This window comes from Microbispora sp. CL1-1 (assembly GCF_012034195.1).
Taxonomy (GTDB): Bacteria; Actinomycetota; Actinomycetes; order Streptosporangiales; family Streptosporangiaceae; genus Microbispora.
In genome coordinates this window covers 1-24,195 of the sequence record NZ_JAATEK010000058.1, presented here as the reverse complement: position 1 = coordinate 24,195, position 24,195 = coordinate 1, and the positions used below count along the sequence as shown (strand labels likewise).

The 24,195-nt window shown below is 69.7% G+C and carries 16 protein-coding genes and 1 pseudogene; 7 read left to right on the top strand and 10 right to left on the bottom strand.

Annotation, left to right across the window (positions count from 1 at the left end; genetic code table 11):
- Positions 1 to 23 precede the first annotated feature (23 nt).
- The 6 genes from HCK04_RS37255 to HCK04_RS37230 all read right to left on the bottom strand — a co-directional run bounded on the left by HCK04_RS37255 (position 24) and on the right by HCK04_RS37230 (position 9,430).
- On the bottom strand, positions 24 to 899 hold the full coding sequence (locus tag HCK04_RS37255) for a carbohydrate ABC transporter permease (protein ID WP_142652059.1): 876 nt from the start codon (positions 897 to 899) through the stop codon (positions 24 to 26).
- Positions 899 to 1,840 (bottom strand): sugar ABC transporter permease, encoded by a 942-nt coding sequence (locus HCK04_RS37250; protein WP_142652057.1) that lies wholly within the window; start codon positions 1,838 to 1,840, stop codon positions 899 to 901. The genes HCK04_RS37255 and HCK04_RS37250 overlap by 1 nt, the downstream gene beginning before the upstream one ends.
- Before the next feature lie 79 nt (positions 1,841 to 1,919).
- Complete coding sequence (locus HCK04_RS37245; RefSeq protein ID WP_142652055.1) at positions 1,920 to 3,326, bottom strand: extracellular solute-binding protein; 1,407 nt, start codon at positions 3,324 to 3,326, stop codon at positions 1,920 to 1,922.
- A 197-nt stretch (positions 3,327 to 3,523) separates the two neighbouring features.
- The gene (locus tag HCK04_RS37240) at positions 3,524 to 5,797 is read right to left on the bottom strand and encodes an alpha/beta hydrolase-fold protein (RefSeq protein WP_142652053.1); all 2,274 of its coding nucleotides are present in this window, start codon (positions 5,795 to 5,797) and stop codon (positions 3,524 to 3,526) included.
- Between the two features lie 158 nt (positions 5,798 to 5,955).
- The gene (locus HCK04_RS37235; RefSeq protein ID WP_142652051.1) at positions 5,956 to 6,978 is read right to left on the bottom strand and encodes a LacI family DNA-binding transcriptional regulator; all 1,023 of its coding nucleotides are present in this window, start codon (positions 6,976 to 6,978) and stop codon (positions 5,956 to 5,958) included.
- 94 nt (positions 6,979 to 7,072) lie between these two features.
- On the bottom strand, positions 7,073 to 9,430 hold the full coding sequence (locus HCK04_RS37230) for a glycoside hydrolase family 3 N-terminal domain-containing protein (protein WP_205831186.1): 2,358 nt from the start codon (positions 9,428 to 9,430) through the stop codon (positions 7,073 to 7,075).
- A gap of 201 nt (positions 9,431 to 9,631) precedes the next feature.
- Between HCK04_RS37230 and HCK04_RS37225 the strand changes: the two genes are divergently transcribed.
- Both HCK04_RS37225 and HCK04_RS37220 read left to right on the top strand, forming a co-directional pair.
- The gene (locus HCK04_RS37225; protein ID WP_260617541.1) at positions 9,632 to 10,408 is read left to right on the top strand and encodes a fumarylacetoacetate hydrolase family protein; all 777 of its coding nucleotides are present in this window, start codon (positions 9,632 to 9,634) and stop codon (positions 10,406 to 10,408) included.
- Positions 10,409 to 10,437: 29 nt separating this feature from the next.
- Entirely contained in the window at positions 10,438 to 13,548 is a 3,111-nt protein-coding gene (locus tag HCK04_RS37220) for a BTAD domain-containing putative transcriptional regulator (RefSeq protein WP_142652047.1), read from the top strand.
- 59 nt (positions 13,549 to 13,607) lie between these two features.
- On the opposite strand, the gene HCK04_RS37215 is transcribed toward HCK04_RS37220, so the two are convergent.
- Positions 13,608 to 14,477: an ABC transporter permease gene (locus tag HCK04_RS37215; RefSeq protein ID WP_205831185.1), complete on the bottom strand. Its 870-nt coding sequence runs from the start codon at positions 14,475 to 14,477 to the stop codon at positions 13,608 to 13,610.
- Positions 14,474 to 15,445, bottom strand: coding sequence for an ATP-binding cassette domain-containing protein (locus HCK04_RS37210; protein ID WP_142652045.1), 972 nt, complete (start codon positions 15,443 to 15,445; stop codon positions 14,474 to 14,476). The genes HCK04_RS37215 and HCK04_RS37210 overlap by 4 nt, the downstream gene beginning before the upstream one ends.
- 266 nt (positions 15,446 to 15,711) lie before the next feature.
- Here HCK04_RS37210 and rph point away from each other — a divergent pair, with 266 nt between their 5' ends.
- Entirely contained in the window at positions 15,712 to 18,258 is a 2,547-nt protein-coding gene (gene rph / locus HCK04_RS37205; protein ID WP_260617542.1) for a rifamycin-inactivating phosphotransferase, read from the top strand.
- Here rph and HCK04_RS37200 read toward each other — a convergent pair.
- Positions 18,251 to 19,519 (bottom strand): MFS transporter, encoded by a 1,269-nt coding sequence (locus HCK04_RS37200; RefSeq protein WP_168066571.1) that lies wholly within the window; start codon positions 19,517 to 19,519, stop codon positions 18,251 to 18,253. The two genes, rph and HCK04_RS37200, sit on opposite strands and share 8 nt — an antisense overlap.
- A gap of 112 nt (positions 19,520 to 19,631) precedes the next feature.
- On the opposite strand from HCK04_RS37200, the gene HCK04_RS43950 reads away from it, so the two are divergent.
- The 3 genes from HCK04_RS43950 to HCK04_RS37190 all read left to right on the top strand — a co-directional run bounded on the left by HCK04_RS43950 (position 19,632) and on the right by HCK04_RS37190 (position 21,797).
- The gene (locus tag HCK04_RS43950; protein WP_260617540.1) at positions 19,632 to 19,766 is read left to right on the top strand and encodes a hypothetical protein; all 135 of its coding nucleotides are present in this window, start codon (positions 19,632 to 19,634) and stop codon (positions 19,764 to 19,766) included.
- Between the two features lie 15 nt (positions 19,767 to 19,781).
- Positions 19,782 to 20,642 carry a helix-turn-helix transcriptional regulator gene (locus HCK04_RS37195; protein WP_142652041.1) on the top strand — a complete coding sequence of 287 codons (861 nt, stop codon included), beginning with the start codon at positions 19,782 to 19,784 and terminating at the stop codon, positions 20,640 to 20,642.
- 120 nt (positions 20,643 to 20,762) lie between these two features.
- Positions 20,763 to 21,797: a LacI family DNA-binding transcriptional regulator gene (locus tag HCK04_RS37190; RefSeq protein ID WP_142652040.1), complete on the top strand. Its 1,035-nt coding sequence runs from the start codon at positions 20,763 to 20,765 to the stop codon at positions 21,795 to 21,797.
- A gap of 13 nt (positions 21,798 to 21,810) precedes the next feature.
- Here the strand turns inward: HCK04_RS37190 and HCK04_RS37185 are convergent, their stop codons facing one another.
- Positions 21,811 to 23,256, bottom strand: coding sequence for an endo-1,4-beta-xylanase (locus HCK04_RS37185; RefSeq protein ID WP_142652037.1), 1,446 nt, complete (start codon positions 23,254 to 23,256; stop codon positions 21,811 to 21,813).
- Between the two features lie 645 nt (positions 23,257 to 23,901).
- Here HCK04_RS37185 and HCK04_RS37180 point away from each other — a divergent pair.
- Positions 23,902 to 24,195 (top strand): annotated as a pseudogene (locus tag HCK04_RS37180) (hypothetical protein); the annotation flags it as partial.

Here is a 24,195-nt window from a genome sequence, read left to right as displayed (position 1 = left end):
CTGATCAACTGGTGGACGACCGGCTATCTCAGGCCCCCGACGGACAGTCCGCCGCGCCAGTGCCGCTGGAGGGTGAAGAAGGCGATGACGAGCGGGATCACCGACACGAGCGCGCCCAGGATGATGAGGCTCCAAAGGGAGGTACTGCCCGAATTGTTCGCCGAGGCGATGCCCTGCCAGAGGCCGAGCCCGACGGTGACGGGGAAAAGGCGGTTGTCGGAGAGCATGGCGAGCGGCAGGAAGTAGTTGTTCCAGGACGCCACGGCCGACAGGAGCAGCACCGTGACCACCGCCGGCCGCATCAGCGGGAAGGCGACCTGAAGGAACGTCCGCAGCTCACCCGCGCCGTCGACCTTCGCCGCGTCGAGGATCTCGTCGGGAACGGCGTCGCGCGCGTACACGTGCATCAGATAGACGCCGAACGGGTTGAGCAGCGACGGGAGGATCACCGCCCAGATCGTGTTCGTCAGGCCGAGCCCGGAGAACATCATGAAGGTGGGGATCACCAGGGCGGTCGCGGGCACCATCAACGCGCCGAGCAGGACCGAGAAGCTGAAACGCCGGCCGGCGAACCGATACTTGGCGAATCCGTATCCGGCCATGACGGACAGGATCGTGGCGCCGATCCCGCCCGCGAACGCGTACAGCGTGGAGTTGAGGATCCACCTGCCGTAGATGCCGCCGTCGTAGGTGAACAGCCGCTGGAGGTTGCCGAAGTAGTCGACCTGGTCGGCGAACCACAGGGTGTTGCTCCCGCCGAACAGGCCGGGGGCGTCCTTGGAACTGTTGACGATGACCCACCAGAACGGCACCAGGAAATACACGACCAGGAAGCCGAGGAAGATCTGCAGGGGAAGGTGGCGCTGGGAACGGCGGCGTGCGCCGGCGCTGCCGGTCATCAGAAGAAGCTCCTACGCTTGCGGGTGAAGAACAGGAACGCGTAGACGCAGACGAACACGACCCCGCCGAGCGCGAACGAGATCGCCGATCCGTAGTTGAAGTTCGCGAGCCCGAACGCCTGCTGGTACGCGTACATGTTGGGGGTGAATCCCGGTGCGATCGTGCCGGCGGCCAGATATCGCAGGATCTGTGGTTCGTTGAAGAACTGCAGGGTGCCGATGAGCGAGAAGACCAGGATCAGGAGCAGCGCGGGGGCGATCAGCGGGATCTTGATCCGGAGCGCGATCTGCCATGAACTGGCGCCGTCCATGCGGGCGGCCTCGTAGAGCGACGGATCGATGCCCTGGAGCGCCGCGTACAGGATGATCATGTAGTAACCGGCCCACTGCCAGGTGACGACGTTGATCAGGCCGTAGAAGATCAGGTTCTTGCTGAAGAAGTCGGGAGCGGGGGCGCCGAACAGCCCGAAGATGTCGGTGAGCGGCCCGAAGCTCTTGCTGTACAGGAACCCCCACATGACCGCCCCGATCACCGTGGGAATGGCGTACGGGAGGAAGATCATGAGGCGGGAGAACCGGGTGAACAGCGAGGTCACGGCATCCACGATGAGTGCCATCGCGAGCGCGACGAGGATCTGCAGCGGGATGGCGACCAGGGAGAAGCGGACGACGAACCACACCCCGGAGAGGAAGGTCGGGTCGGTGAACGCCTTCACGTAGTTGCCGAGGAAGACGAAGCTGGTGCCCCCGATCAGCTTCTTCTGCCAGAGGCTGAGATACAGGGCGTACCCGAGCGGCGCGATGAGCAAGGCCAGGAAGACGATCCCGAATGGCCCGACGAAGAGCCACCCCATGAGGTGCTCGCGGAGGCGCACCTTTCCGCGGACCTTGCGCGTTTTTTCTTGAGTGCTCGATGCACTCTCCTCGATCAGGAGGGTCATCTTGGGCTCCGAGGGGTTCGATGCTGGGGAGTGGCGGGTGGGCCGGCCGGTCGAGGACGGCGCGGCCCACCCGGGTCGGCTACTTGACGGTGAAACCCTGCTCCTTGGCGTAGTTCACCACGTCTTCCTGGATCCGGTCGGCCGCCTGCGCACCGGTGATGGAGCCGTCGATGACCGCGCTGATCTGCTTCGTCATGGCGTCGAAGTAGTACTGGCCGAACGGCGCGTAGGTCATGCCCGTGTAGGCGTTCGCCGCGGGGACATAGACCTCCTTGTTCGCCTGCTGGCCGTCGAAGAACTTCACCTTCAGGTTCACGAAGTCGGGGCTGTTGAGCGCCTTCAGGTTCAGCGGGAAGATGATCTGGTTGGTCCAGCCGTCGGTGAGCGACTCGTCGTCCGCGTAGAGGCCGTACGCCACCTTCGCCGCGAGCTCGGGGTTCTTCGCCTGGCTCGTCACGGAGAAGGCCGACCCGCCCCAGTTGACCTGCACCGGGTTGGCGGGATCCCACTGCGGGAGCGGCGCCACCGCCCACTTGCCGGTGTCCTTGCCCTTGCCGACGCCCGCGCCGGTGAGGTATCCGGGCGCCCAGGCCGCCGAGATGTACGTCGCGTACTTGCCGTTGACCACACCGGCGATGTACTCCGGCGTGAACTGGTCCTGCGTCCCGACCAGGCCCTTCTTGGCGAGGTTGCCCCAGTAGTCCAGCACGTCCTTGGACGCCTGGTCGTTCAGCGCGATGCCGATCGTCTCCGGCTGGGCCGGGTCATAGGTGTACGGACTGGCGCCCTTCTGGATCTGCAGCGCCATCATGACGGCCGGGACGTTCGCGCCCAGGTCGCCGAACAGCGGGCCGCCGGCGTCCTTCACCTTCTGTGCCGCCTGCTCGTACTCGGCCCACGTCTTCGGCGGCGTGATCTTGTACTTGTCGAAGATGTCCTTCCGGTAGATCATCGCCATCGGGCCGCCGTCCACCGGCACGCCGTAGACCGCGCCGCCGATCGAGACGTCCTTCCACGCGCCTTCGCTGTAGTTCGCCTTCACCGCGTCGAAGCCGTAGTTCTTGATGTCGACGAGCGCCTTCTGGATCTGGAAGGTCGGGATCCGGTCGGCCTCGATCATGATGACGTCGGGCGCGCCGGTGCCCGCCGAGATCGCGGTCTGGAACTTGTCGTACTCGTCGCCGCCCTGACCGACGTTGGTCCAGCAGACCTGCACCTCGTTGTTCTGCTTGTTGAAGTTGTCGACGACGAGCTGCATGTTGGGGTACCAGCCCCAGAAGGTGACGACCGGCAGGTCCTTCTTGGTGATGGTGTTCGTGCAGTTGCTCGCGTTGTTTCCGGCCGCGTTGTTTCCGGCCGTGTCGCCGCCGGCGTTGGTCGCGCTGGCGCTGCTCTGGCTCCCCGCGTCGGGGGAGCAGGCGGCGAGCACGCACGCGGCGGCGAGCGTGGCTGCGGTGGCAAACAGTTTTTTCGTCTTCGTTGACATAACGTCCCCTCCGGGATCACTGCGCACAAGGGTCATGCGCCGCCGCTGCGGCCGAACCAGCGGCCCGGGGGCGAGGCGCGGACGGCGCGATCCGCGCCCCGCCCTTCCGGGCCGATTTCTCATGTGAGCGCTAACACGCTCACTTGCGTGACGATGTCCATCACCGGTGATCCGGTGCTTTTGACGTTATTTTCTGATCAGCGCTTGAACAAGCGCGGTGCGAGGTCGATCAGGTTTTTCTGCCATACGTCCCACCCATGCGGTCCGGGGGTGATTCCGTCGAACTCGTAGTGGACACCGAGGTCGTTCATCGTGGTCAGCCCCGCCATGAACGACGGGTACACGAAGTCGGTCACGTCGCCGACGTACACGCGGAACAGCTTGGTCCCGCTGTTGATCGCCGCCACGTCGACGCCTGCGCCGCTGCCGAACCCGGCCGAGAACGCCGCGATGTAGGCGAACCGGCCCGGGTAGGCCTTGAGCACCCCGATCGTCTGTCCACCGCCCATCGAGAGGCCGGCGAGTGCCTGCTGCGACGGGTCGTCGGAGATGTTGTAGTGGGCCCGAGCCGCGGGAACGATGTTCTCCAGCAGCTCCTTGTTGAAGTTGGACACGTTGCCGTTGCCCATCACGACCACCATCGGCACCAGGTCGCCGTCGAGGAACTGGTGGTCGAGGATCTGCTTGGCCCGGCCCATCTCCACCCAGTCGGTGTAGCTCTGGCCGCTGCCGTGCTGGAGGAAGAAGACGGGGTACGGCTCCGCGCGGTCCGGGTCGTAACCGGGCGGGGTCCACACCAGCGCGGTCCTGTCCTGGTTCGCCACGTTGCTGTGGTAGGTCAGGCTCTCGACCTTTCCGCCCTGCCCGGCGGGAACGTCGGAGAGCAGACGCGACCGCTCACCGGGAACGAGGAAGGTGCTCCAGGCCGGTTCCGAGGTCACCTTCGTCGGGTTCGACGCGTCCTTGACCGCGACCCGATCCACGATCAGCCGGTAGTAGTAGAACCACGGGTCCAGCGGGCCCACGGTCGTCCGCCACCGGTCGCCTTCACGGGACATCGGGAGACGCAGCCAGCTTCCGCCGGGAGCCACGTTGGCCCACACGGTGACGTGCTGCGCGTCCGTGAAGTCGGTCGTGGTCTCGAAGGTGACGAAACCGTCCTCGCTCAGGAACGGCGTCGGGGTCGTGCCCGCCGCCGGCGGGTGGAACTCGCCCTTCAGCGGCCCGTGACCGGCGCTCGGGCCGTGATCCGACACGTCGTGGAACAGCCGCGGCACGAAATCGATCAGATTCTCCTGCCAGGCGTTCCAGTTCGCCCCGGCGTCGGGATTGACGCCGTCGAACTCATACCTGATGCCGGCGCGGTCGAGCGCCTTGGTCAGGCGTACGGTCGCGTTGTAGGCCGGGTCGGTCACGTTCCCGGTGTACAGACGCGCCAGCTTGACCTCGCGGTTGATCGCCTTCGGGTCCGCCCCGGCGACGCCGTCCTCCAGAAGACCGGAGAACGAGCCGGCGTAGGCGAACTGAGCCGGTCTGGTCAGCGCGGCACGCAGCGCCTGCGTCCCGCCCTCGCCCACACCCGCGATCGCCTGGTGCCCCGGGTCGCGCAGGACGTTGTATCTGTCCCCGACCGCCTTGCGCAGGTCCTTCAGATCCTTGTCGCCGGCCGTCCCCTCGGCGTCGCTGATCACGACCACCATCGGCTCCGCGGAGCCCTGGATCGACAGGTTGTCGAGGATCTGCTTGGCCCGGCCGAGGTCGAGCCAGTCGGTGGCGCTCCTGTCGCCGGACTGCAGGTACAGCACCGGGTAGCCCTTGGGACCCGGCTCCTTGGGACCGGGACCCGCCGGACCCGGCTCCTTGGGACCGGGACCCGCGGGGCCCTGCTCCTTCGGGCCTGGCCCCTTGGGGCCCTTGGCCTGGTAGCCCGGCGGCGTCCAGACCAGCGCCGTCCGCTCCTGCTTCTTCACCTCATAGGTCAGGGTCTCGACCTTGCCGCCCTGTCCCTGCGGCGCGTCCGCCAGGAGGCGCGCGGAGTCGCCCGCGACGAAGAAGGTGCTCCTCAGGGGCGCGGAGGCCACGCTGGTGGCGTTCGTCGGATCCTTGAGACCCTTCGTGTCGTCACCCGTGACCTGGTAGGAGTACAGCCCCGGCTTGAGCGGGCCGAGGACTCCGGACCAGGCGTTGCCGCTGCGGCTGAGCCCGAACTCCGCCCAGGTGAAGGAGGGGCCGAAGTTCCCCTCGATGACCACCTGCGACACCTGGCCCGCGTTGGCCTGGACGTAGTCCGCCGGGACGCTGAACGACGCGTAGCCGTCCTCGGACACCACCAGCCAGGGGGTGTCGGCCGCCGCCGCCGGCAGCGGCGGTGCGAGCGACACCGCCGCCATCGCCATGACTCCGGCGGCGATGGCCGCCGGGATCCGGCGTACGCCCATGGGGCGTACGCTGCCGTGATACGGTAAATTCATACTGAGCACTCCTAGGATGGCTGGCTGCGGATGGGGTCCGATCGGCCAGCCGTAATCGTCTGCGGATGTGCGGTGGTTTGTTTCGTACCTCCGTTCCTAGGGGGATGCCTTTCATCTGCGACGTCAGCGGCAACTGACGTCGCAGATGAGGGTCTGTGTCATGGTCTCGTCGCGGCCCTCACCGGGGCGGTGGAGCCACGGACCAGCAGGCGCGTCGGGAGCAGGATCTGGCGGGGGCCTTCCCACTCACCGGTAACCAGCGCTTTGAGCATGTGCGCGGCCTCGTATCCGAGCCGGTACATCGACTGGTCCACGGTGGTCAGCCTCGGCTCCGCCAGCGCCGACTCCGGGATGTTGTCGAATCCGACCACCGACAGGTCACCGGGGACGTCGAGCCCCATCTCCTTCGCGACCTCCAGCACCTTCAGCGCCATCCCGTCGCTGGCCGCGAAGATCGCCGTCGGCCGGTCCGGCCGTTCCAGCAGGGCCCGAGCCAGCGGGACCGCGGACTCGGGGTTGAAATCCCCTCGCCCGATCAACGCCGGATCGACCGGAACGCCGGCCTCGGCCAGCGCCTTGCGGTAGCCCTCCTCGCGCGACCACGCCGCCGCCAGGCTGGAACGGCCCGCGATGAAGCCGATGCGCCGGTGGCCCAGGCCGAGCAGGTGCTCGACCGCCGTGGTCGCGCCCGCGAGGTTGTCCGCCGTCACCGACGGCACCGCCGAGTCCCTGACCGGATCGATGACCACGATCGGCGTGCTGGCCCGCACCTCGCCCCAGGGCGTGACCACGATGCACCCGTCCGTGAGGGTGCCCGACAGACGGGTCAGGTGCCGCTGCTCCCAGCCCTCGGAGTAGGTGCCGTAGACGTCGCTGTTGGCGTAGATGATCAGGTCGAAGCCCGACTGGGTCAACGCGTCCATGACGCCCTTGAGCACCTCGGCCGTGTAGGACTGGAAGCGGTGGGTCACCAGACCGAGGACGTTGGTGCGGGTGCGCCGCAGGCTCGCCGCCACGAGGCTCGACTCGTAGCCCAGCCGCTCGATGGCCGAACGCACCTGCGCGATGGTGCTGGCGCTGACGCCGTAACGCCCGTTCACCACGCGCGACACGGTCGCAGTGGAGACGCCCGCCAGTCGTGCGACATCGCTCATCGTCACCGGCGAACCGCCCTCGGCCATGCCGCCCTCTCAGCATTGCAATCGTTATCGGTTACGTTTCCGGCCTTTAACGTAGGCGACACCGAAAGCAAACACAAGGCCTGTCAGCGTCTTGTTACAACGACCGTACGCCCTTTTGAGCCCGCCCCAAATAGGCCGGACTCATGATCGTGAACGTGCCGGCATGGGTGTGGCCATCGGAGGAGAAGCCGACATATACCTCGATGTGTCCGTCTTCTACCGTGTAGTGCATGTTCCGGTCATAAAAGCCGAGCCGGTCTGTGGGCAGGTCGAAGCGGATGGTCGTTCGCTCCCCTGCCCCGGCGGACACGCGGGCGAAGCCCTTCAGCTCCAGCACCGGCCGCGTGACCGACGCCTGCGGGTCGCGTATGTAGAGCTGGACGACCTCCTCGCCGGCCCGGTCGCCGGTGTTGGCCACGGTGACCTCCACCGCGACGCTCTCCCCCGCCATCACCTCGGCGCGGTCCAGCGTGGCCCGTTCGACCACGAACGGGGCGTACCCGAGCCCGTGACCGAAGCGGTATCGCGGGCTGACGGGCGAGTCGACGTAGTCACCGTGCCAGTGCGACCGCCCTCCGGACACCTTGTGCCCGTAGTAGACGGGAATCTGGCCGACGGTGCGCGGATAGGAGATGGGCAGCTTCCCGCTCGGGTTCACCTCGCCGAGCAGCACCTCGGCGATCGCCCTCGCGCCGGTCTGCCCGGGCAGCCAGGCCAGCAGCACCGCGGCGCAGTTCTCGTGCAGGAAGTCGCCGCCGACGGGCCGGCCCGCGACGAGCACCGCCACCACCGGGGTGCCGGTGGCGACGACGGCACGCACCAGGTCTTCCTGGACACCGGGCAGGTCCAGGCTGGACCGGTCACGCGACTCACCCGTCGTGGCTCCGAGCGTCAGCCCCGAGCGGTCTCCCAGGACGAGCACCGCGACGTCGGCCGCCGCGGCGGCCGCGACCGCCTCGTCGAAACCGTCCCTCGATGTGCCGGCCACATCGCACCCGCGCGCATACCGCAGCCGGTCGCCCAGGCGGGCCGCGAGCTCGTCGCGCACCGTGCGCACCCCGTCGGTGCTCTCCTCGATCTCGAGGTCGTCCGGGATCGTCATCGTCTGGCCGAGCAGGCCCTTGCGCTCGCGCGCCTGCATCAGCGACTCGACGTGCGCCGCGAAGGAGTAGTCGCCGAGCAGGTGCCGCGCGTCGTCGGCGTTCGGGCCGATGAGCGCCACCGTTCCCGTGCCCGGCCGCAGCGGCAGCATGCCGTCGTTCTTGAGCAGGACGAGGCTGCGGCGGGCGATCTCCAGCGCCACCTCCCGGTGCGGCGCGGCGTTGACCGTCACCGCCACCGCGGTCTCGTCCACATAGGGGTTCTCGAACAGGCCGAGCTCGAACTTGTGCCGCAGCACCCGCGAGACCGCCCGGTCCAGTTGCGCTTCACCGACCTCGCCCTCGTCGAGGGCCTGCGCGAGCGCGTCCCCGTACGCGTCCGTCGCCGGAAGCTCGACGTCGACGCCCGCGGTGAGCGCCCGCACCGCCGCCTGCCGCTTGTCGCCGGCGAAGCGGTGATACGAGTGGAGGTCGTCGACGGCGAAGTAGTCCGACACGACGGTCCCTTCGAAACCCCACTCGCCACGCAGGACGTCGCCGAGGAGCTCGTCGTTGCCGTGGCAGGGGATGCCGTCCAGCTCGTGATAACCGGCCATCACCGACTGGAGACCCGCCTCGCGTACGGCCGCCTCGAACGGGTGCAGATACACCTCCCGCAGCAGGCGCGGCGGCAGATGCGCCGGCGCCCAGTTCAGTCCGCCCTCGGACGCTCCGTAACCGACGAAGTGCTTGGCCGTCGCGATGACGCCCTCGGTCAGCGAGTCGCCCTGCAGGCCCCGGACGAACGCCACACCCATCCGGGCCACCAGGTGGGGGTCCTCCCCATAGGTCTCCTCGGTGCGGCCCCACCGCGGGTCCCGCACCACGTCGAGCACCGGTGAGAGCCCCTGATGGCCGCCCATCGCGCGCATCTGCGCACGGACGGCGTCCGCCAGCCTCCGGTTGAGCTCCGGCTCCCAGGTGCTCGCGACGCCGATGGCCTGGGGGAAGATGGTGCCCTCCCGCGCCATCACCCCGGAGCACACCTCCTCGTGCACGATCGCCGGGATCCCGAGCCGGGTCTCCGTCACCAGGAACCGCTGGATCTCGTTGGCGACCCGCGCGACATCCGCCGCCTTGAGGTTCGTGGCTCCCGCGACACGAGTCACGTGGCCCAGGCCGTGGCGGAGGACCGGGCGGGCCCGCTCCGCCGAAAATCGGCCTCCCTCGATCAGGGAGAACGCCCAGACGCTCCCCAACTGCGCGAGCTTCTCCTCCCGGGTCATCCGACCCAGCAGATCCGCCACGCGCTCGCTCACCGGCACGGCCGGATCGGTGTACGCCGCTCCGGACTCCCGCCTCACCGTGGTCACCCGTTCACTCCGATCATTCCGACTCTCGCAAACGTAATCGATAACGATTACAATCACACCGTCACCGATCTTGTGCGCTTTGTCCAGATTTCGAAGGCGAGGATTCGCGTGCACATCGTTCGATACAGGAGTGACAGCGATCCCCATCCACGCGTCGCCGTACTGAACGAGGGTGTCCTGTCCCCTCTCCCGGTCGCTGGCGTGTCCGAGCTGCTGAGCCACCGGATCGAGGAGATCGGACGGATGTGCGCCGACGCCGTCCCCGATCGCTCGCTCGGTGACGTACGCCTGCTCGCCCCCGTGGACGGCGCCACGGAGGTGTGGGCCGCAGGCGTGACCTACCTGCGCTCCCGGGACGCGCGCGTGGAGGAAAGCAGTCTCAAGTCGGTCTACGAGCTGGTGTACGACGCCGAGCGGCCCGAGCTGTTCTTCAAGTCGCCCGCCTGGCGGGTCGTCGTGGACGGCGAACCCGTGGGCATCCGCTCCGACTCGGAGCTCAACGTTCCCGAGCCCGAGCTGGCCCTCGTGGTCAACCGCTTCGAGGAGATCGTCGGCTACGTCGTCTGCAACGACATGAGCTCGCGCTCCGTGGAGGGTGAGAACCCGCTCTACCTGCCGCAGGCCAAGGTGTACGCCGGAGCGTGCGCCCTCTCCCCCGGCATCCGGCCCGCGTGGGAGGTCGACCCCTCCGACCTCGCCATCCGGCTGACGATCACCCGCGAGGGAGAGGTCGTCTGGGACGGCGCGACCTCCACGAAGCAGATCCGGCGTCCGTTCGCCGAGCTGACCGCCTACCTCTTCCACTCCGAGAACCACCCCCACGGGGCCGTTCTCGCCACGGGGACCGGCGTCGTGCCCGAAATCGACTTCCGGTTGCGGGCGGGCGACGTGATCACCGTGACGATCGACGAGATCGGCGAACTCCGCAATCCGGTTGTCGTGGGCAAGGAGCACTTCACGTTTCTCACGGCCCCGTGACGCGGCTCGCCGGAGCCTAGACTTGCGGCATGCCGATCGACCTGTGCCTGCTCCACGGTGTGCGGTGGCGGGGGCAGCCTGTGGTCGGCGAGAGGGCTCAGGCGTTGCTCGCCGCCCTCGCGCTCGCCTCCCGGGCCGTGCACGCCGAGCAGCTCGTCGCGGACGTGTGGGGAGACAGCGAACCGGCCAACCCGGCGAAGGCGCTGCAGGTCCTGGTGTCCAGGACGAGGGCGGTCGTGGGGCCGGAGGCGCTGGTCACGGAAGGGAGCGGATACCGGCTCGACGTCCCGCCCGACCGCGTCGACGCCGGGCGGCTGCACGCCCTGACGGACCAGGCGGCGGCGCTGCTCGCCGAGAATCCGGCCGCGGCGGGGGCGGCGGCCGAGGAGGCGCTCGCGCTGGGCGCCGGGGCGTCGCCTGCGGAGGGTGACGGCCCGCTGGCCGAGGTGCGCCTGCGCGCGGAACGCGACCTGGCGTCCGCGCGGGTCGTGCTCGCCCGGGCGAGGAGCAGGAGCGGCGACCACGACATCGCGCTGCCCGAGCTCGAGGAGGCCGCGCGCCTCCACCCCGAGGACGAGGGACTGCTCGCCGATCTCCTGCACAGCGAGGCGGCGGTGCGTGGAACGGGCGCCGCGCTCGACCGCTTCGAGCGTTATCGGTCGGACCTGCGCGACCGGATCGGCGCCGACGTCGGCCCGGAGCTGCGGCGGGTGCACAGTGCGCTGCTGGCGCTCGACAGCCCCGTACGCGTCGGGGTGCGGTTCGACACGACCCCGCTGCTCGGCCGCGACGACGACCTTCGGCGGGTGCGGGCGCTGCTCGCCACCTCGCGGGTGGTCTCGATCCTCGGCCCGGGCGGGCTCGGCAAGACCCGGCTCGCGCATGCCGTCGCCCGTGAGGCTCCGCAGCCGGTGGTGCACTTCGTCGAGCTGGTCGGCGTGACCGCGCCAGAAGACCTGGTCGGCGAGGTCGGGTCGGCGCTCGGGGTCCGCGACTCGGTCGCCGGCCGCCGTACGCTCACGCCGCCGCAGCGCGCCGACGTCCGGGCACGGATCGCCCAGCAGCTCGATCTCGCCCCGGCGCTGCTGGTGCTCGACAACTGCGAGCATCTGGTGGAGGCGGTGGCCGACCTGGTCGCCTATCTGACCGCGACCACACGGGAGCTGCGGGTCCTCACCACGACCCGCTCGCCGCTGGCCATCGCCGCCGAACGCGTCTATCCGCTGCCCCAGCTCGGCATGGGCGACGCCGTCGAGCTGTTCCGCGACCGGGCGACCGCGGCGCGGCCCGGTGTGCACCTCGACGAGGACGACGTACGGGCGGTCGTGGCCCGCCTCGACGGGCTGCCGCTCGCGATCGAGCTGGCCGCAGCCAAGGTGCGGGTGATGTCACCGGCCGAGATATCCCGGCGGCTGGAGGACAGGTTCTCGCTGCTGCGCGGCGGCGACCGGAGCGCCCCTTCCCGGCATCGGACGCTGGAAGCGGTGATCGACTGGTCCTGGAACCTCCTCGGCGAGCGGGAGCGCCTGGCCCTGCGCCGGCTGTCGGCCTTCCCCGACGGTTTCGCCCTCGACGCGGCCGAGGAGGTGCTCGGCGACGGCGCTCTCGGCGACGTCGAGGAGCTGGTCGAGCAGTCCCTGCTCACCGTCGTGGAGACGGCCCGCGGCGTGCGTTATCGCATGCTCGAGACGGTGCGCGAGTTCGGCCGGGTGCAGCTGGAGTCGGCCGGCGAGACCCACGAGGCGCGGGCCGCCGTACGCGCCTGGGCCGTCGGATACGCCGGCCGGGCCAGCGTCCGGCTGTACTCGCCGGAGCAGATCGACGCGATGGACCGGCTGCGTGCCGAGGAGACGAACCTCGCCGACATCCTGCGCGAGGCCCTGGCCGACCCCGACCCCGAAGCGGTCGTGGTGCTGTTCTCCGCGCTGGGCGCCTACTGGACGATCTGCGGCGACCACCCGCGCAGCATCGTGCTCGCCCCCGCCGTCGCCGCGGCCCTGAGCGGCTGGACGCCGCCGCCCCCGCTCCTCGACCGGACCCGGGTGGCCGTGAGCATCGCGCTGTTCAACAGCATCATGGTCTCCATCGAGGAGTCGGCGCACCTGACGCGGCTGCTGTCCGATCTGGGGACCGACTCGGCGAACCCCGCCGTACAGGCGCTGGTGACGGCCCTGCTCACCACGGTGTCGGATCCCGAGGACGGCCTGGAAAAGCTGGTCGCCGATCCCGACCCGCTGATCCGCCAGGTCGCGCTCCACTGGCTGAGCCACGGCCGGGAGAACACCGGCGACCCGGCCGGTGCGATCGACACGGCCCTGGCCGCCCTCGAACTCGTCGGCGACGACGGCGGTCCCTGGCATCGGGCGCTGCTGCACACCCAGCTGGCCGGCCTGTACGCGCACCTCGGCGACTCCGCGGCGGCCTCCCGGCATGCCGCCGAGGCGCTCCCGGTGCTCGAACGCCTCGGGGCGATGGACGACGTCATCCAGCTCCGCGCCTCCCTCGCCATGACGGCGCTCGCCGAGGGCCGCCGCGACGAGGCCGCGCGGATGCTCGACGAGATGGAATCGATCGCCACCCAGGGCACGTACGGCGAGGCCCTGGTGGTCGCCGCCGGAAGGGCGGAGCTGGCCCTCGCCGACGGCGACATCGCCGAAGGGCTGCGGCGGCACCGCGAGACCGCCGAGGTGCTCCGGCAGCGGCGCGCCCCGGGAATGGCCGACGAGTTCGCCCAATGGGGCATCCTGGGCGAGGTCGTCGCGCTCTGTGCGTTCGCGCAGCACGGCGAGGGCGACGACGGCGCGGACCTCTTCGAGTCACTGCGCGACAAGACCCTGGCCGTGTTCGGCCAGGACTCCGCCAACAAGGACTACCCGGTTATGGGGATGGTGCTCGCCGCGCTGGGCATCTGGGGCCTGCTGAAGGGCGCGCTGCCTGCCGAGGACGCGGTGCGGCTGCTCGTGCTCGCCGACCGCTTCGCCTATCACCGGTTCGTCCCGACGATGGACTGGCCGAGGTTGTCCGCGCACGCCGAACGGGTCGCCCCCGGCGTCATGGCCAGGATCGAGGCCGAATACGGCGAACGGCGCGGCCCCGGCCTGCTGGCCGAGGCACACGCCGTCCTGGAGCGAGTCATCTGATACCGGTTCTGGGCACCGGCTTGTGGGCACCGGCTGTGGGCACCGGCTGTGGGCGCCGGCTACATCTTGCGGGAGTACGAGCGGACCGCCAGCGGCGCGAAGACCACCACGACGACCGCGCAGCCGACGACCGCCCAGCCGACCTCGGCCGTCACGGCGCCGTCGTTGAACAGGTCGCGCACCGCCGAGACGACGTGCGACACCGGGTTGACCTTCACGAACGCCTCCAGCCAGCCGGGCAGCGTCTTGGCGGGGACGAAGGCGTTGGACAGGAAGGTGAGCGGGAACATGATCATCATCGAGATGCCCTGGACGCTCTGCGCCGAGCGCGCCATCGTGCCCAGCCACGTGAAGATCCACGCCAGCGACCAGCCCGCGATGATGGTGAGCGCGACACCGCCGATGCAACCGAGCACACCGCCGCCGGGGCGATAACCGATGATCAAACCGGTGACGACCGTCAGCACCGACGCAATGCCATAACGGATCAGGTCGGCGATCATCGGGCCGGCCAGAGGGGCGATCCGCGCGATCGGCAGCGACTTGAAGCGGTCGAAGACCCCCTTGTCCATGTCCTCACGCAACTGCACGCCCGTCGCCATGCAGACTGTCAGGGCCGTCTGGGCGAGGATGCCGGGGATCAGAATCGGGAGATAGTTCGACACACTGCCGGAGATCGCGCCACCGAAGATGAACGCGAACATCGCGGTGAACAGCAAGGGCTGGATGAGCACGTCGAAGAACTGCTCGGGCTTGCGGCGCATCTTCTTCAGGGCGCGCCATGCCATGGACAGGGTCTGGACCCAGGTCTCCTGCAGCGAGCTGCGGGGCGTGGTGCGGGCGACCGCGGCGGCGGGGTCGACGCGCCGGGAGCCGGCGGTGCCGGTGGTGACGGTCATCGCGGTGGTCGTGGTGGTCGTGGTGGTCATCGGGCCGCCTCCATCTGGGATTCGTCGTCGGCGCCGTGGCCGGTCAGCGCCAGGAAGACCTCGTCGAGCGTCGGCTTGGCGACGCTCACCGAGGAGATGCCGAGGCCCGCCTCCCGCAGGCCGATCAGCACGTCCGCGGCCCGGTCGGGGTCGGGAAGAGGGATGTTCATGCGCCCTGACTCGGGGGTCAGGACCGGCTCCTCGCCCAGCAGCCGGCGGACGACGTCCACGCCCAGGGCGGTGTCGGCGCCCTCCACGAGGCGGAGCTGCAGAGTCGACTCGCCGACCTGGGTCTTCAGCGCGTCGGGAGTGTCCTCGGCGACCTTGCGGCCCCGGTCGATCACGGCGATGCGGTCGGCCAGCTGGTCGGCCTCGTCCAGATACTGGGTCGTCAGGAGGATCGTGGAGCCGTCGGTCACCAGCTCGCGGATCGTGTCCCACATCTGACCCCGGGTCCTCGGGTCGAGGCCGGTCGTGGGCTCGTCCAGGAAGATCAGGGGCGGGCGGGTGATCAGGCTCGACGCCAGGTCGAGGCGGCGGCGCATGCCACCGCTGAACTGGGACAGGGGACGGTTGGCCGCCTCCTGGAGGCCGAAGCGTTCGAGCAGGTCACCGGCGATGCTCTTGGCCCGGGCGCTCGTCACGCCCTGCAGGCGGGCGAACAGCCAGAGGTTCTCCCGGGCGGTCAGGTCCTCGTCCACCGAGGCGTACTGGCCGGTGACGCCGACCAGCTGCCGGATGCGGTGGGGTTCCCGCCGGACGTCGACGCCGAAGATCTCCGCGTGGCCGCCGTCGATCGGGAGCAGGGTGGCGAGCATCCGGAGCGTCGTGGTCTTCCCCGCTCCGTTGGGGCCCAGGACCCCGAAGATCTCGCCCTGCCGTACGTGCAGGTCGATGCCGTCCACGGCCCGGAAGTCGCCGAAGTTCTTGACCAGACTGTCGGCCCGGACGGCACTGAGGTCCGCCATGGCGCGTCTCCTCTCTCCGCCGGGTATCTCCCGGCGTTCGAGAAGAGCTTCCGCGCGTGCGGCTTCACGGTGGCTTCAGTGTGGCTTCACGGGGCTTCACGGGGCTTCAGATGGCTTCACGCCGGTTTCGTCTCTGACCTGGCGGTTTCACCCCTCCGCTTTCACTGTACAGCGGATGCGCGCGCCTCATGAGGCGCCGGAAAGTGCTCCATACTTGCCCGTTGCGAACCGGCCCGGCGAACGAGGGAGCGACGGAATTGCACTACGTGATGGGTTTCGAGCGGATCGACGCGACGAATCTCGCGGACGTCGGAGGCAAGGGAGCGCACCTGGGCGAGCTTTCGCGTATCGACGGCATCCAGGTGCCGGACGGCTTCTGCGTCACGACGGACGCCTTCCATCGGGTCGTGTCCGAGACGCCGTCGATCGACACTCACCTCGACCTGCTGTCGCGCGTGGAGGCGGACGACCAGGCGGCGATCCGCGCCCGCAGCGCGGACGTCCGCAGTGCCATCGAGGGCGTCGCGATGCCGGACGACCTCGTGGCGGAGATCCGCGAATCGCTCGTACGGCTCGGGGAGCAGGGCTCCTACGCGGTGCGTTCCAGCGCCACGGCCGAGGACCTGCCGGGCGCGTCCTTCGCCGGCCAACAGGATTCGTACCTGAACGTCGTGGGCCTGGAGGAGATCCTCCGGCACGTACGGCGGTGCTGGGCCTCGCTGTTCACCGAGCGGGCGGTGACCTACCGGCGCCGCAACGGCTTCGACGACCGGAAGGTGCGGATGGCCGTGGTCGTGCAGCGGATGGTGTTCCCCGACGCGGCGGGGATCCTGTTCACCGCCGACCCGGTGACCTCGAACCGGAAGATCGCCACCGTGGAGGCCGTCCGGGGGCTCGGGGAGGCGCTCGTCTCCGGCCGGGTCTCCGGGGACGCCTACACGGTGCGCGACGACCGGGTCGTCTCCAGAGCCGCCGTGGGCACGCCGGTCCTGACGGACGCGCAGGCCGTACGCCTGGTGCGGCTGGGCCGGCGGATCGAAGCGCACTTCGGCCGGCCCCAGGACATCGAATGGTGCCTGACCGGCGACGACTTCCACATCGTGCAGAGCCGGGCGATCACCACCCTGTTCCCCGTTCCCGTGACCGACGACCAGGAGAACCACGTCTACGTCTCCGTGGGTCACCAGCAGATGATGACCGACGCGATGAAGCCGCTGGGGCTCTCACTGTGGCAGCTCACGACCCCGCAACCCATGCACGAGGCGGGCGGGCGGCTGTTCGTCGACGTCGCCCCCATCCTGGCGACGGCCGCGGGTCGCGAGCGGCTCGTCGGGACCCTGGGGAGATCCGACCCGCTGATCCGGGACGCGCTGCAGACCCTCCTCGACCGCGGCGACGTCATCCGTACGCTTCCTGACGAAGCTGCCAAGCCCACCGGCCCCGCACCTGATGGCGCGCCCACGACGGTCGAGACCGATCCGGGCATCGTGACGCGGCTGATCGGGAACACCGAGGCGTCCGTCGCCGCCCTGCGGCAGGAGATCCGGGGACTGTCCGGACCGGCGCTGCTCGACTTCATCCTGGCCGACATCGCGGAGCTGAAGCGCCTCCTGTTCGACCCGGTGGGCCTCCAGGTGATCATGGCGGGGATGGAGGCGACCTGGTGGCTCAACGACCACATCGAGGCATGGCTGGGCGAGAAGAACGCGGCCGACGTGCTCGCGCAGTCCGTCCCCCACAACGTCACGTCCGAGATGGGGCTGGCGCTCCTCGACGTCGCCGACGTGATCCGGCCGTACGCGGAGGTCGTGGCGTTCCTCCAGCGCGTCGTGGACGAGGGCCGCGAGGGCGACGGCTTCCTCGGCGAACTGGCCGGGCTGCCCGGCGGGCAAGAGGCCCGTGACGCCATCCGCGGCTACCTCGACGCGTACGGCATGCGCTGCGCGGGCGAGATCGACATCACCAGGACGCGCTGGAGCGAGAACCCCGCCGCGCTCGTGCCCACCATCCTCGGCAACGTCAGGAACTTCGAGCCGGGCGCCGGCAAGCGGCGCTTCGAGCAGGGACGCCAGGAGTCGCTGCGCAAGGAGCGGGACCTGCTGACGCGCCTGCGCGCCCTGCCCGACGGGGAGCGCAAGGCCGAGGAGACCAAGCGGATGATCGACCGCGTCCGTGCCTTCGCCGGCTATCGCGAATATCCCAAATATGGCATGGTCAGCCGCTATTTCGTCTACAAGCAGGCGTTGCTGCGGGAGGCCGAGCGTCTCGTGCGATCCGGCGTCCTGCGGGAGACGGACGACATCTTCTTCCTCCGGTTCGAGGAGTTGCGCGACGTCGTACGCACCGGCCACGTGGACGCCGAGCTCATCCTGGAAAGGCGCGCGGCGTTCCGGTCGTACGAGGCGCTCACCCCGCCCCGGGTCCTCACGTCGGACGGCGAGGTCGTCACCGGCCGGTATCGGCATGACGACGCCCCGCCCGGCGCGCTCGTGGGCCTCCCGGTCTCCGCCGGGACCGTCGAGGGCCGTGCCCGTGTCGTCGTGGACATGGCGCAGGCCGACCTCGACGCGGGCGACATCCTGGTCACCGCCTACACCGACCCCAGCTGGACACCCCTCTTCGTCGCCGCCGCCGGACTGGTGACGGAGGTGGGCGGCCTCATGACGCACGGCGCGGTGATCGCGCGGGAGTACGGCCTGCCGGCCGTCGTGGGCGTGGAGCAGGCCACCCGGCTGATCCGCGACGGCCAGCGGATCCGCGTTCACGGCACCGACGGCTACGTCGAGATCCTCACGGGTGGTGACCCTAGTTGAGGGGGGTGGGGGCTTTCGGGGTGGTGTCCTGACCGAGCGTTGGGACGTCGCTCCGGAAGCGGGTCATGCCGCGCAGGAGCAGGGTGGCAAGCGGCACGGCGAATCCGGCCACCACGCCGATCGTCAGGAGCGCCGGGCGGCCGATCGCCACGACGGCCGGACCGGTGAGCGTCAGGCCGAGGGGCGTCATGACCGAGGCGGCCAGCCAGTCCACGGACGTGACCCGGGCGAGCCGCTCCGGGGGGATCTCCCTCTGGAGGTTCACCACCCATTGAACGGCGAAGATCTCCAGCCCCAGGCCCACCGTGACGTAGCACCCGTACACGAATTCCCGCGACACCGGCCAGGCGAGCGCGAGCGGCACGAGACCGTAGAGGGCGAGCCCGGTGACGCCGGCCAGCCCCGGCCGTCCGGGTTTCCATCTCATGCTGACGAGCCCGCCCGCCAGGCCGCCGACCGACAGCAGGGCGAGGGCGGTGCCATACACGGTGTCGCCGCCGAAGGTGTCACGGGAGACGATGGGCAGCAGGACCTGCGCCGGCGCGATCGTCAGCATCTGCTGGAGCGCGACGGCGACGATGATCCCCAGGACCCACCGCCGCCGGACGACCTCCGACAGGCCGTCGGCGATCTCCCGTACGGCGGACGCCCGCCGCCCCGGCGTGACGACGGGTTCGCGTAACGGCAGGAGAAGGACGAGACCGAGCAGATAGGCCGCCAGCACGGCGAGGAACCCGATCCTCGCGGACCACGCGGTCACGACGTACGCGCCGAGACCGGGCCCGATCATGGCGCCGAGCCGCCAGGATACGGCCGTCAGCGCAGCGCCCGCCGGACGCTGGGCGGGGGTGAGGACCGACGACAGGCACGCCTGGTACGCGGGCCGGTGGAACGCCTCCGCCCCTCCGACGAGGAACACCAGCAGCCCGAGAAGCCATGGCGAGGCGATGCCGCACAGCCCGGCGGCGGCCACGCAGCACTGGAAGGCCAGTGAGGCGACCATCACCGTACGGCGGGGCAACCGGTCGGCCCACAATCCGCCGAGCAGCGCGAACACGATCAACGCGATCCACCGGCAGGTGAAGATCGCGCCGACGGTCGAGGCGGTGCCGCCCGCGTTGAGGGCCGCGATCGTGACCGTGACGGGGAAGATCTGGTCGCCCGCAACCGACATCGTGAAGCTGAGCCACAGCAGGCGGAACTCGCGATTGCGCGCCAGAGACCCGCCCGCGGTGCCAGCCGGTTTTGTGCGCTTCCTCAAGCGACTGCGCATGCACGCAATGAACCCCGATTCGCGGATGTGTTCAACCGGGCGAGGCCGGCCCGCCGCCGCGCTTGACCTCGAGCGCGCTCGAATTCCTACGGTCGCGGGCATGACTACCGCAACCTTGCCGGTGGGCGAGCTGAGCCGGCGCCGCCGGTTCCTGGTGCTCGCCTTGCTGAGCACCGGGCGCCGGGCTCAGGGCACCGCCGTACGGACGGCCGCTCTCTTCGAGGAGCTCCGGTGATGCAGACTGGTGAGCATGGCGACGACGGAAACGACGGGAGCGTTCGGCGAGGCACTGCGCCGCTGGCGCGACCGGGTCGCGCCCGAGGCCGCGGGGCTGCCCGCGGGCGGACAACGGCGCGCGGCCGGTCTGCGCCGTGAGGAGCTGGCCCTGCTGGCCGGGATCTCCGTCGACTATGTGACCCGGCTCGAACAGGGCCGGGCGTCCCATCCGTCGGCCCAGGTCGTCGAGGCCCTGGCCCGGGCCCTGGGGCTGACGGAGACCGAACGCGCGCATCTGTTCCGGCTGGCGGGGCTGGCCTCGCCCAGCCCGCGGACGGTGCCGACGCACATCACCCCGAGCGTACGACGGCTGCTCGACCGGCTGGACGGCACGCCCGTCGCGGTCTTCGACGCGTGCTGGACACTGCTGCTGGCCAACCCGCCGTACGCCGCGTTGATGGGCGACCCGTCGGAGTGGCGCGGCAACCAGCGCAACTCCGTGTGGCGGCACTTCCTCGGCCCCGGCAGCCGGGCCCGGCACACCCCTGAGTCCCTGCGGATGTTCGAGGAGGCCCTGGTCGCCGACCTGCGCGCGACCGCCGACCGCTATCCGGCCGACCAGCGGGTGCGGCGGCTGGTCGCGGAGCTGCGGGCGAACAGCCGCCGGTTCGCCGAGCTGTGGGAATCCGGCGCCGTCAGCCGGCACGAGGCCGGGCGCAAGATCATCGACCATCCGGACGCCGGGCCTCTGACGCTCGACTGCGACGTGCTCACCGTGACGGGCAGCGACCTGCGGATCATGGTCTACACGGCCGAGCCCGGCACCGAAGACGCCGAGCGCCTCGCATCCCTCACCGCTACCAGTGCGTTCAGCACCTCGGCCCCGGCTGTGTAAACCGGTTTCCGAAAGTTTTCGCACTCGGCATGCAGCGCGAACCCGGTAACCGACTGAAATTATTCGGCTAATCACCGAAACATTAAGGTTTGGCTCCACGCCGACGTTAGACTGCGGTTTGTGACCGTTGTCGACGAGCCGTCCGCATCCGTCCCAGAGCCGCTGACCCTCGCACAGCTTGCCGAACTCGCCGGAGTGTCGAAGGCGACGGTCTCCAAGGTGGTGAACGGCCGGTCCGCGGTGGCGCCCGAGACCCGCGCCCTCATCGAGGGCCTCATCCGCGAGCACGGCTTCCGCAGGCAGCGGCGGCGCTCCAGCCCGGCCGCCGTGCTGGAGCTGGTCTTCCACGAGCTGGCCGGCGACTACCCGACGGAGATCGCCCGCGGCGTGGGACAGGTCGCGCGCGATCATCACATGGCCGTGGCGATCTCCGAGTTGCAGGGCAATCACGTCCCCGGCGCAGACTGGCTTGAGGACGTGCTCGGCCGCCGTCCCGCCGGCGTCATCGCGGTCTTCTCCAGCCTGACCGACCTCCAGCGTGAGCGGCTCGCCACGCACAAGATCCCTCTGGTCCTCCTCGACCCGACCGGCGACCCGGGACACCGCGTCCCCTCGGTGGGCGCGGGCAACTGGAACGGCGGGCTCACCGCCACCCGCCACCTGCTGGAGCTGGGCCACCGGCGGATCGCCATCATCACCGGGCCGCCGCACGCGCTGTCGAGCCGGGCCCGTCTCGACGGCTACCGCGCCGCGCTCGACACGGCCGGGGTGCCCGTCGACCCCGACCTGATCTGCCAGGGCGACTACCAGATAGAGGACGGCCTGACGCACACCCACCGGCTGCTGCGCCTGCCCGACCCGCCCACGGCCGTGTTCGCCTCCAACGACGGCCAGGCCATCGGCGTCTACCACGCGGCCCACCAACTGGGAATGCGCATCCCCGAGGACCTCAGCGTCGTCGGCTTCGACGACATGCCTCCGATGCGATGGGCCATCCCACCGCTGACCACGATCCACCAGCCGCTGGCCGAGATGGCCGGGGCGGCGGCCGCCATGCTGGTGACGCTCGCCCGTGGCGAACCCCTCCCCCATTACCGCAAGGAGTTCGCCACGACCCTCGTCGTACGGGAGAGCACCGCCCCGCCGAAGCCGTGAAGGCGTTCTTCCGTCAGGGGCTGGTGCAGGTGGCGGACGGCGTCGCCGCGCTGCCGTTGGCGGTGAAGCCGAAGGTGGTGGACGAGCCGGCCGCGATCGAGCCGTTGTAGGGCGCGTTGCGGACCGTCACAGAGGAGCCGGACACGCTCTGCTCGCCGTTCCACAGGCTGCTGAAGGTCTGCCCGCCCGGCCAGGTCCACTTCACCGTCCAGCCGTTGACCGCCGAACTGCCCGCCCGTACGGTCACCGTCGACTGGAACCCACCCGGCCAGCTGTTGGTCGTCTCGATCGTCGCCGAGCACGCCCCCGTCACCGGAGACGGCGTCGTGGACGGGCTGGTACGCGGAGACGGGCTCGTATTGGGGGACGGACTCGTGGTCGGTGACGGGCTGGTGTTCGGGGTCGCGGCGTTGAGGGCGTCGAGGACGGCCGTGTACGCCTGCTTCTTGTTGAAGTTGCCGTCGAACAGCAGCGGGTTGTCGCCGCTGCGCCAGGAGTACTTGTCGGTGATGCCCCAGACGGTGATGCCGGTGCAGCGGGGCACCGCCGTGCAGGCCTGGGTGACGCGGCGATAGGCGTCGGCCTGCGCGGAGCCCGAGCCGCCGATGTCGAGCTCGGTGATCTGGACGTCGACGCCGAGGGCGGCGAACTGGGCGATGTTCTGCTGGTAGTTGGACGGCACCGATCCCTGGGACAGGTGCGACTGCAGGCCGACGCAGTCGATGGGCACGCCCCGGGCCTTGAAGTCCTTGACCATGTTGTAGACACCGCGGGTCTTGTTCGCGTTGGCGTCGTCGATGTTGTAGTCGTTGTAGCAGAGCTTGGCGTTGGGGTCGGCGGCCCGCGCGGCGCGGAAGGCCTCTTCGATGAAGCCGTTGCCGAGTTTCTGGGTGAACACCGAGCTGCGCAGGGTGCCGACCGCGCCGCCGTCGGCGAAGGCCTCGTTGACCACGTCCCAGGCGTAGATCTTGCCCTTGTAGTGGCCCATCACGTTGTTGATGTGGTTGACCATGGCCGAGCGCAGGTCGTTGGTGGACAGGCCGCTGACCCAGCCGGGCAGCTGGCCGTGCCAGACGAGCGTGTGCCCGCGGATCTTCATGCCCTTGCTCTGGGCGTGGCTGACGATCTGGTCGGCGGAGGTGAAGCGGAACGAGCCGCGTGAGGGCTCGGTGGCGTCCCACTTCATCTCGTTCTCGGGGGTGACGGCGTTGAACTCCCGGTCCCAGGTGGCCACGTAGGTCGAGTCGTTCATGTGCCCGGCGGCGATCGCGGCGCCGTAGTAGCGGCCGCTTTGGGCGGCCGCCGCACCCAGGGTGCCGGCTGCGGCGCCGGCGGGGAGCGACGCCGAGAGTGCGGTGACCGTGCCGAGTGCGCCGAGGGCGCCGGCGATCAGCAGCCGGCGGGAGCCGGCGAGCCTATGCCGTCGTCCTCCGTCGGTGCGTGAGGGGGTTTCGCCCATGCCTGAGCCTCCACTGCGGGATTGATGAGGGAACGCGGAAAAGACGTCCGCGGGAACACCACGCGAACGGTCGTCGCGTCGAAAGCTGCGGCCCCTGCCGTGCACCACCGACCCCGGCAGGAGGAGCCGCTTCGGGGAGTCAGTCTGGAAATCATCGCGAAATGTGTCAAGGGCGGTGCCGGTAAGTTTCGCCCGTCCACGTGGGCCGACAGGCCTGTTTACTGCACTGATGCCATCGATCTGTTCTGTAATTTTCCGTACGCTTCCGTTCGGCTCCTGTTCCTCGACAACAGCGACGCGGACGCGGTGAACGTTTCATCATCGCGATTCCCCTCGGCGGCGCCGTGCGCGCCTCATCGTGGCAGTTGAGACGAGCAGGCCGGGCGGAGAGGGCGAAGCGGGGCGGGCGCTTGAGCTTGACGGGCACTCCTCACGTCGTATTGGCTCCGGCGCACCACCACCATTGCTCATTTCGAAGAGAGGAGCCTCTCGTCGCGCTGATGTTAGCGCTAACAGTCAAGCCTCACAGTTGGGCCTGACAGGTGAGCCTGACAGTAGAGCCTGACAGGTGCGCCTGACCGTCAGGCCGCAGGGCGGAGACCGCCCACCTATCTCATCATCACCGAAAGGGGTTGACCAACAGCGATGTCAACACTCACAGAGCGGTGCGGACGGAGACGGTGGGGACGCCGGCTGACCACCGCGCTCCTGGCCGTGACCGTCGTGGCGACCGCACCCGCCGTCGCGCGGGCCGAGTCGAACGGCGGGGTGCGGGTGATGCCGCTGGGCGACTCGATCACCGAGGGCACGCAGGTGCCCGGCGGCTACCGGATCGGGTTGTGGCAGCGCCTGGCCGCGGGCCGCTACACGATCGACTTCGTCGGGTCGCAGTACAACGGACCGGGCAACCTGGGCGACCACGACCACGAGGGACACCCC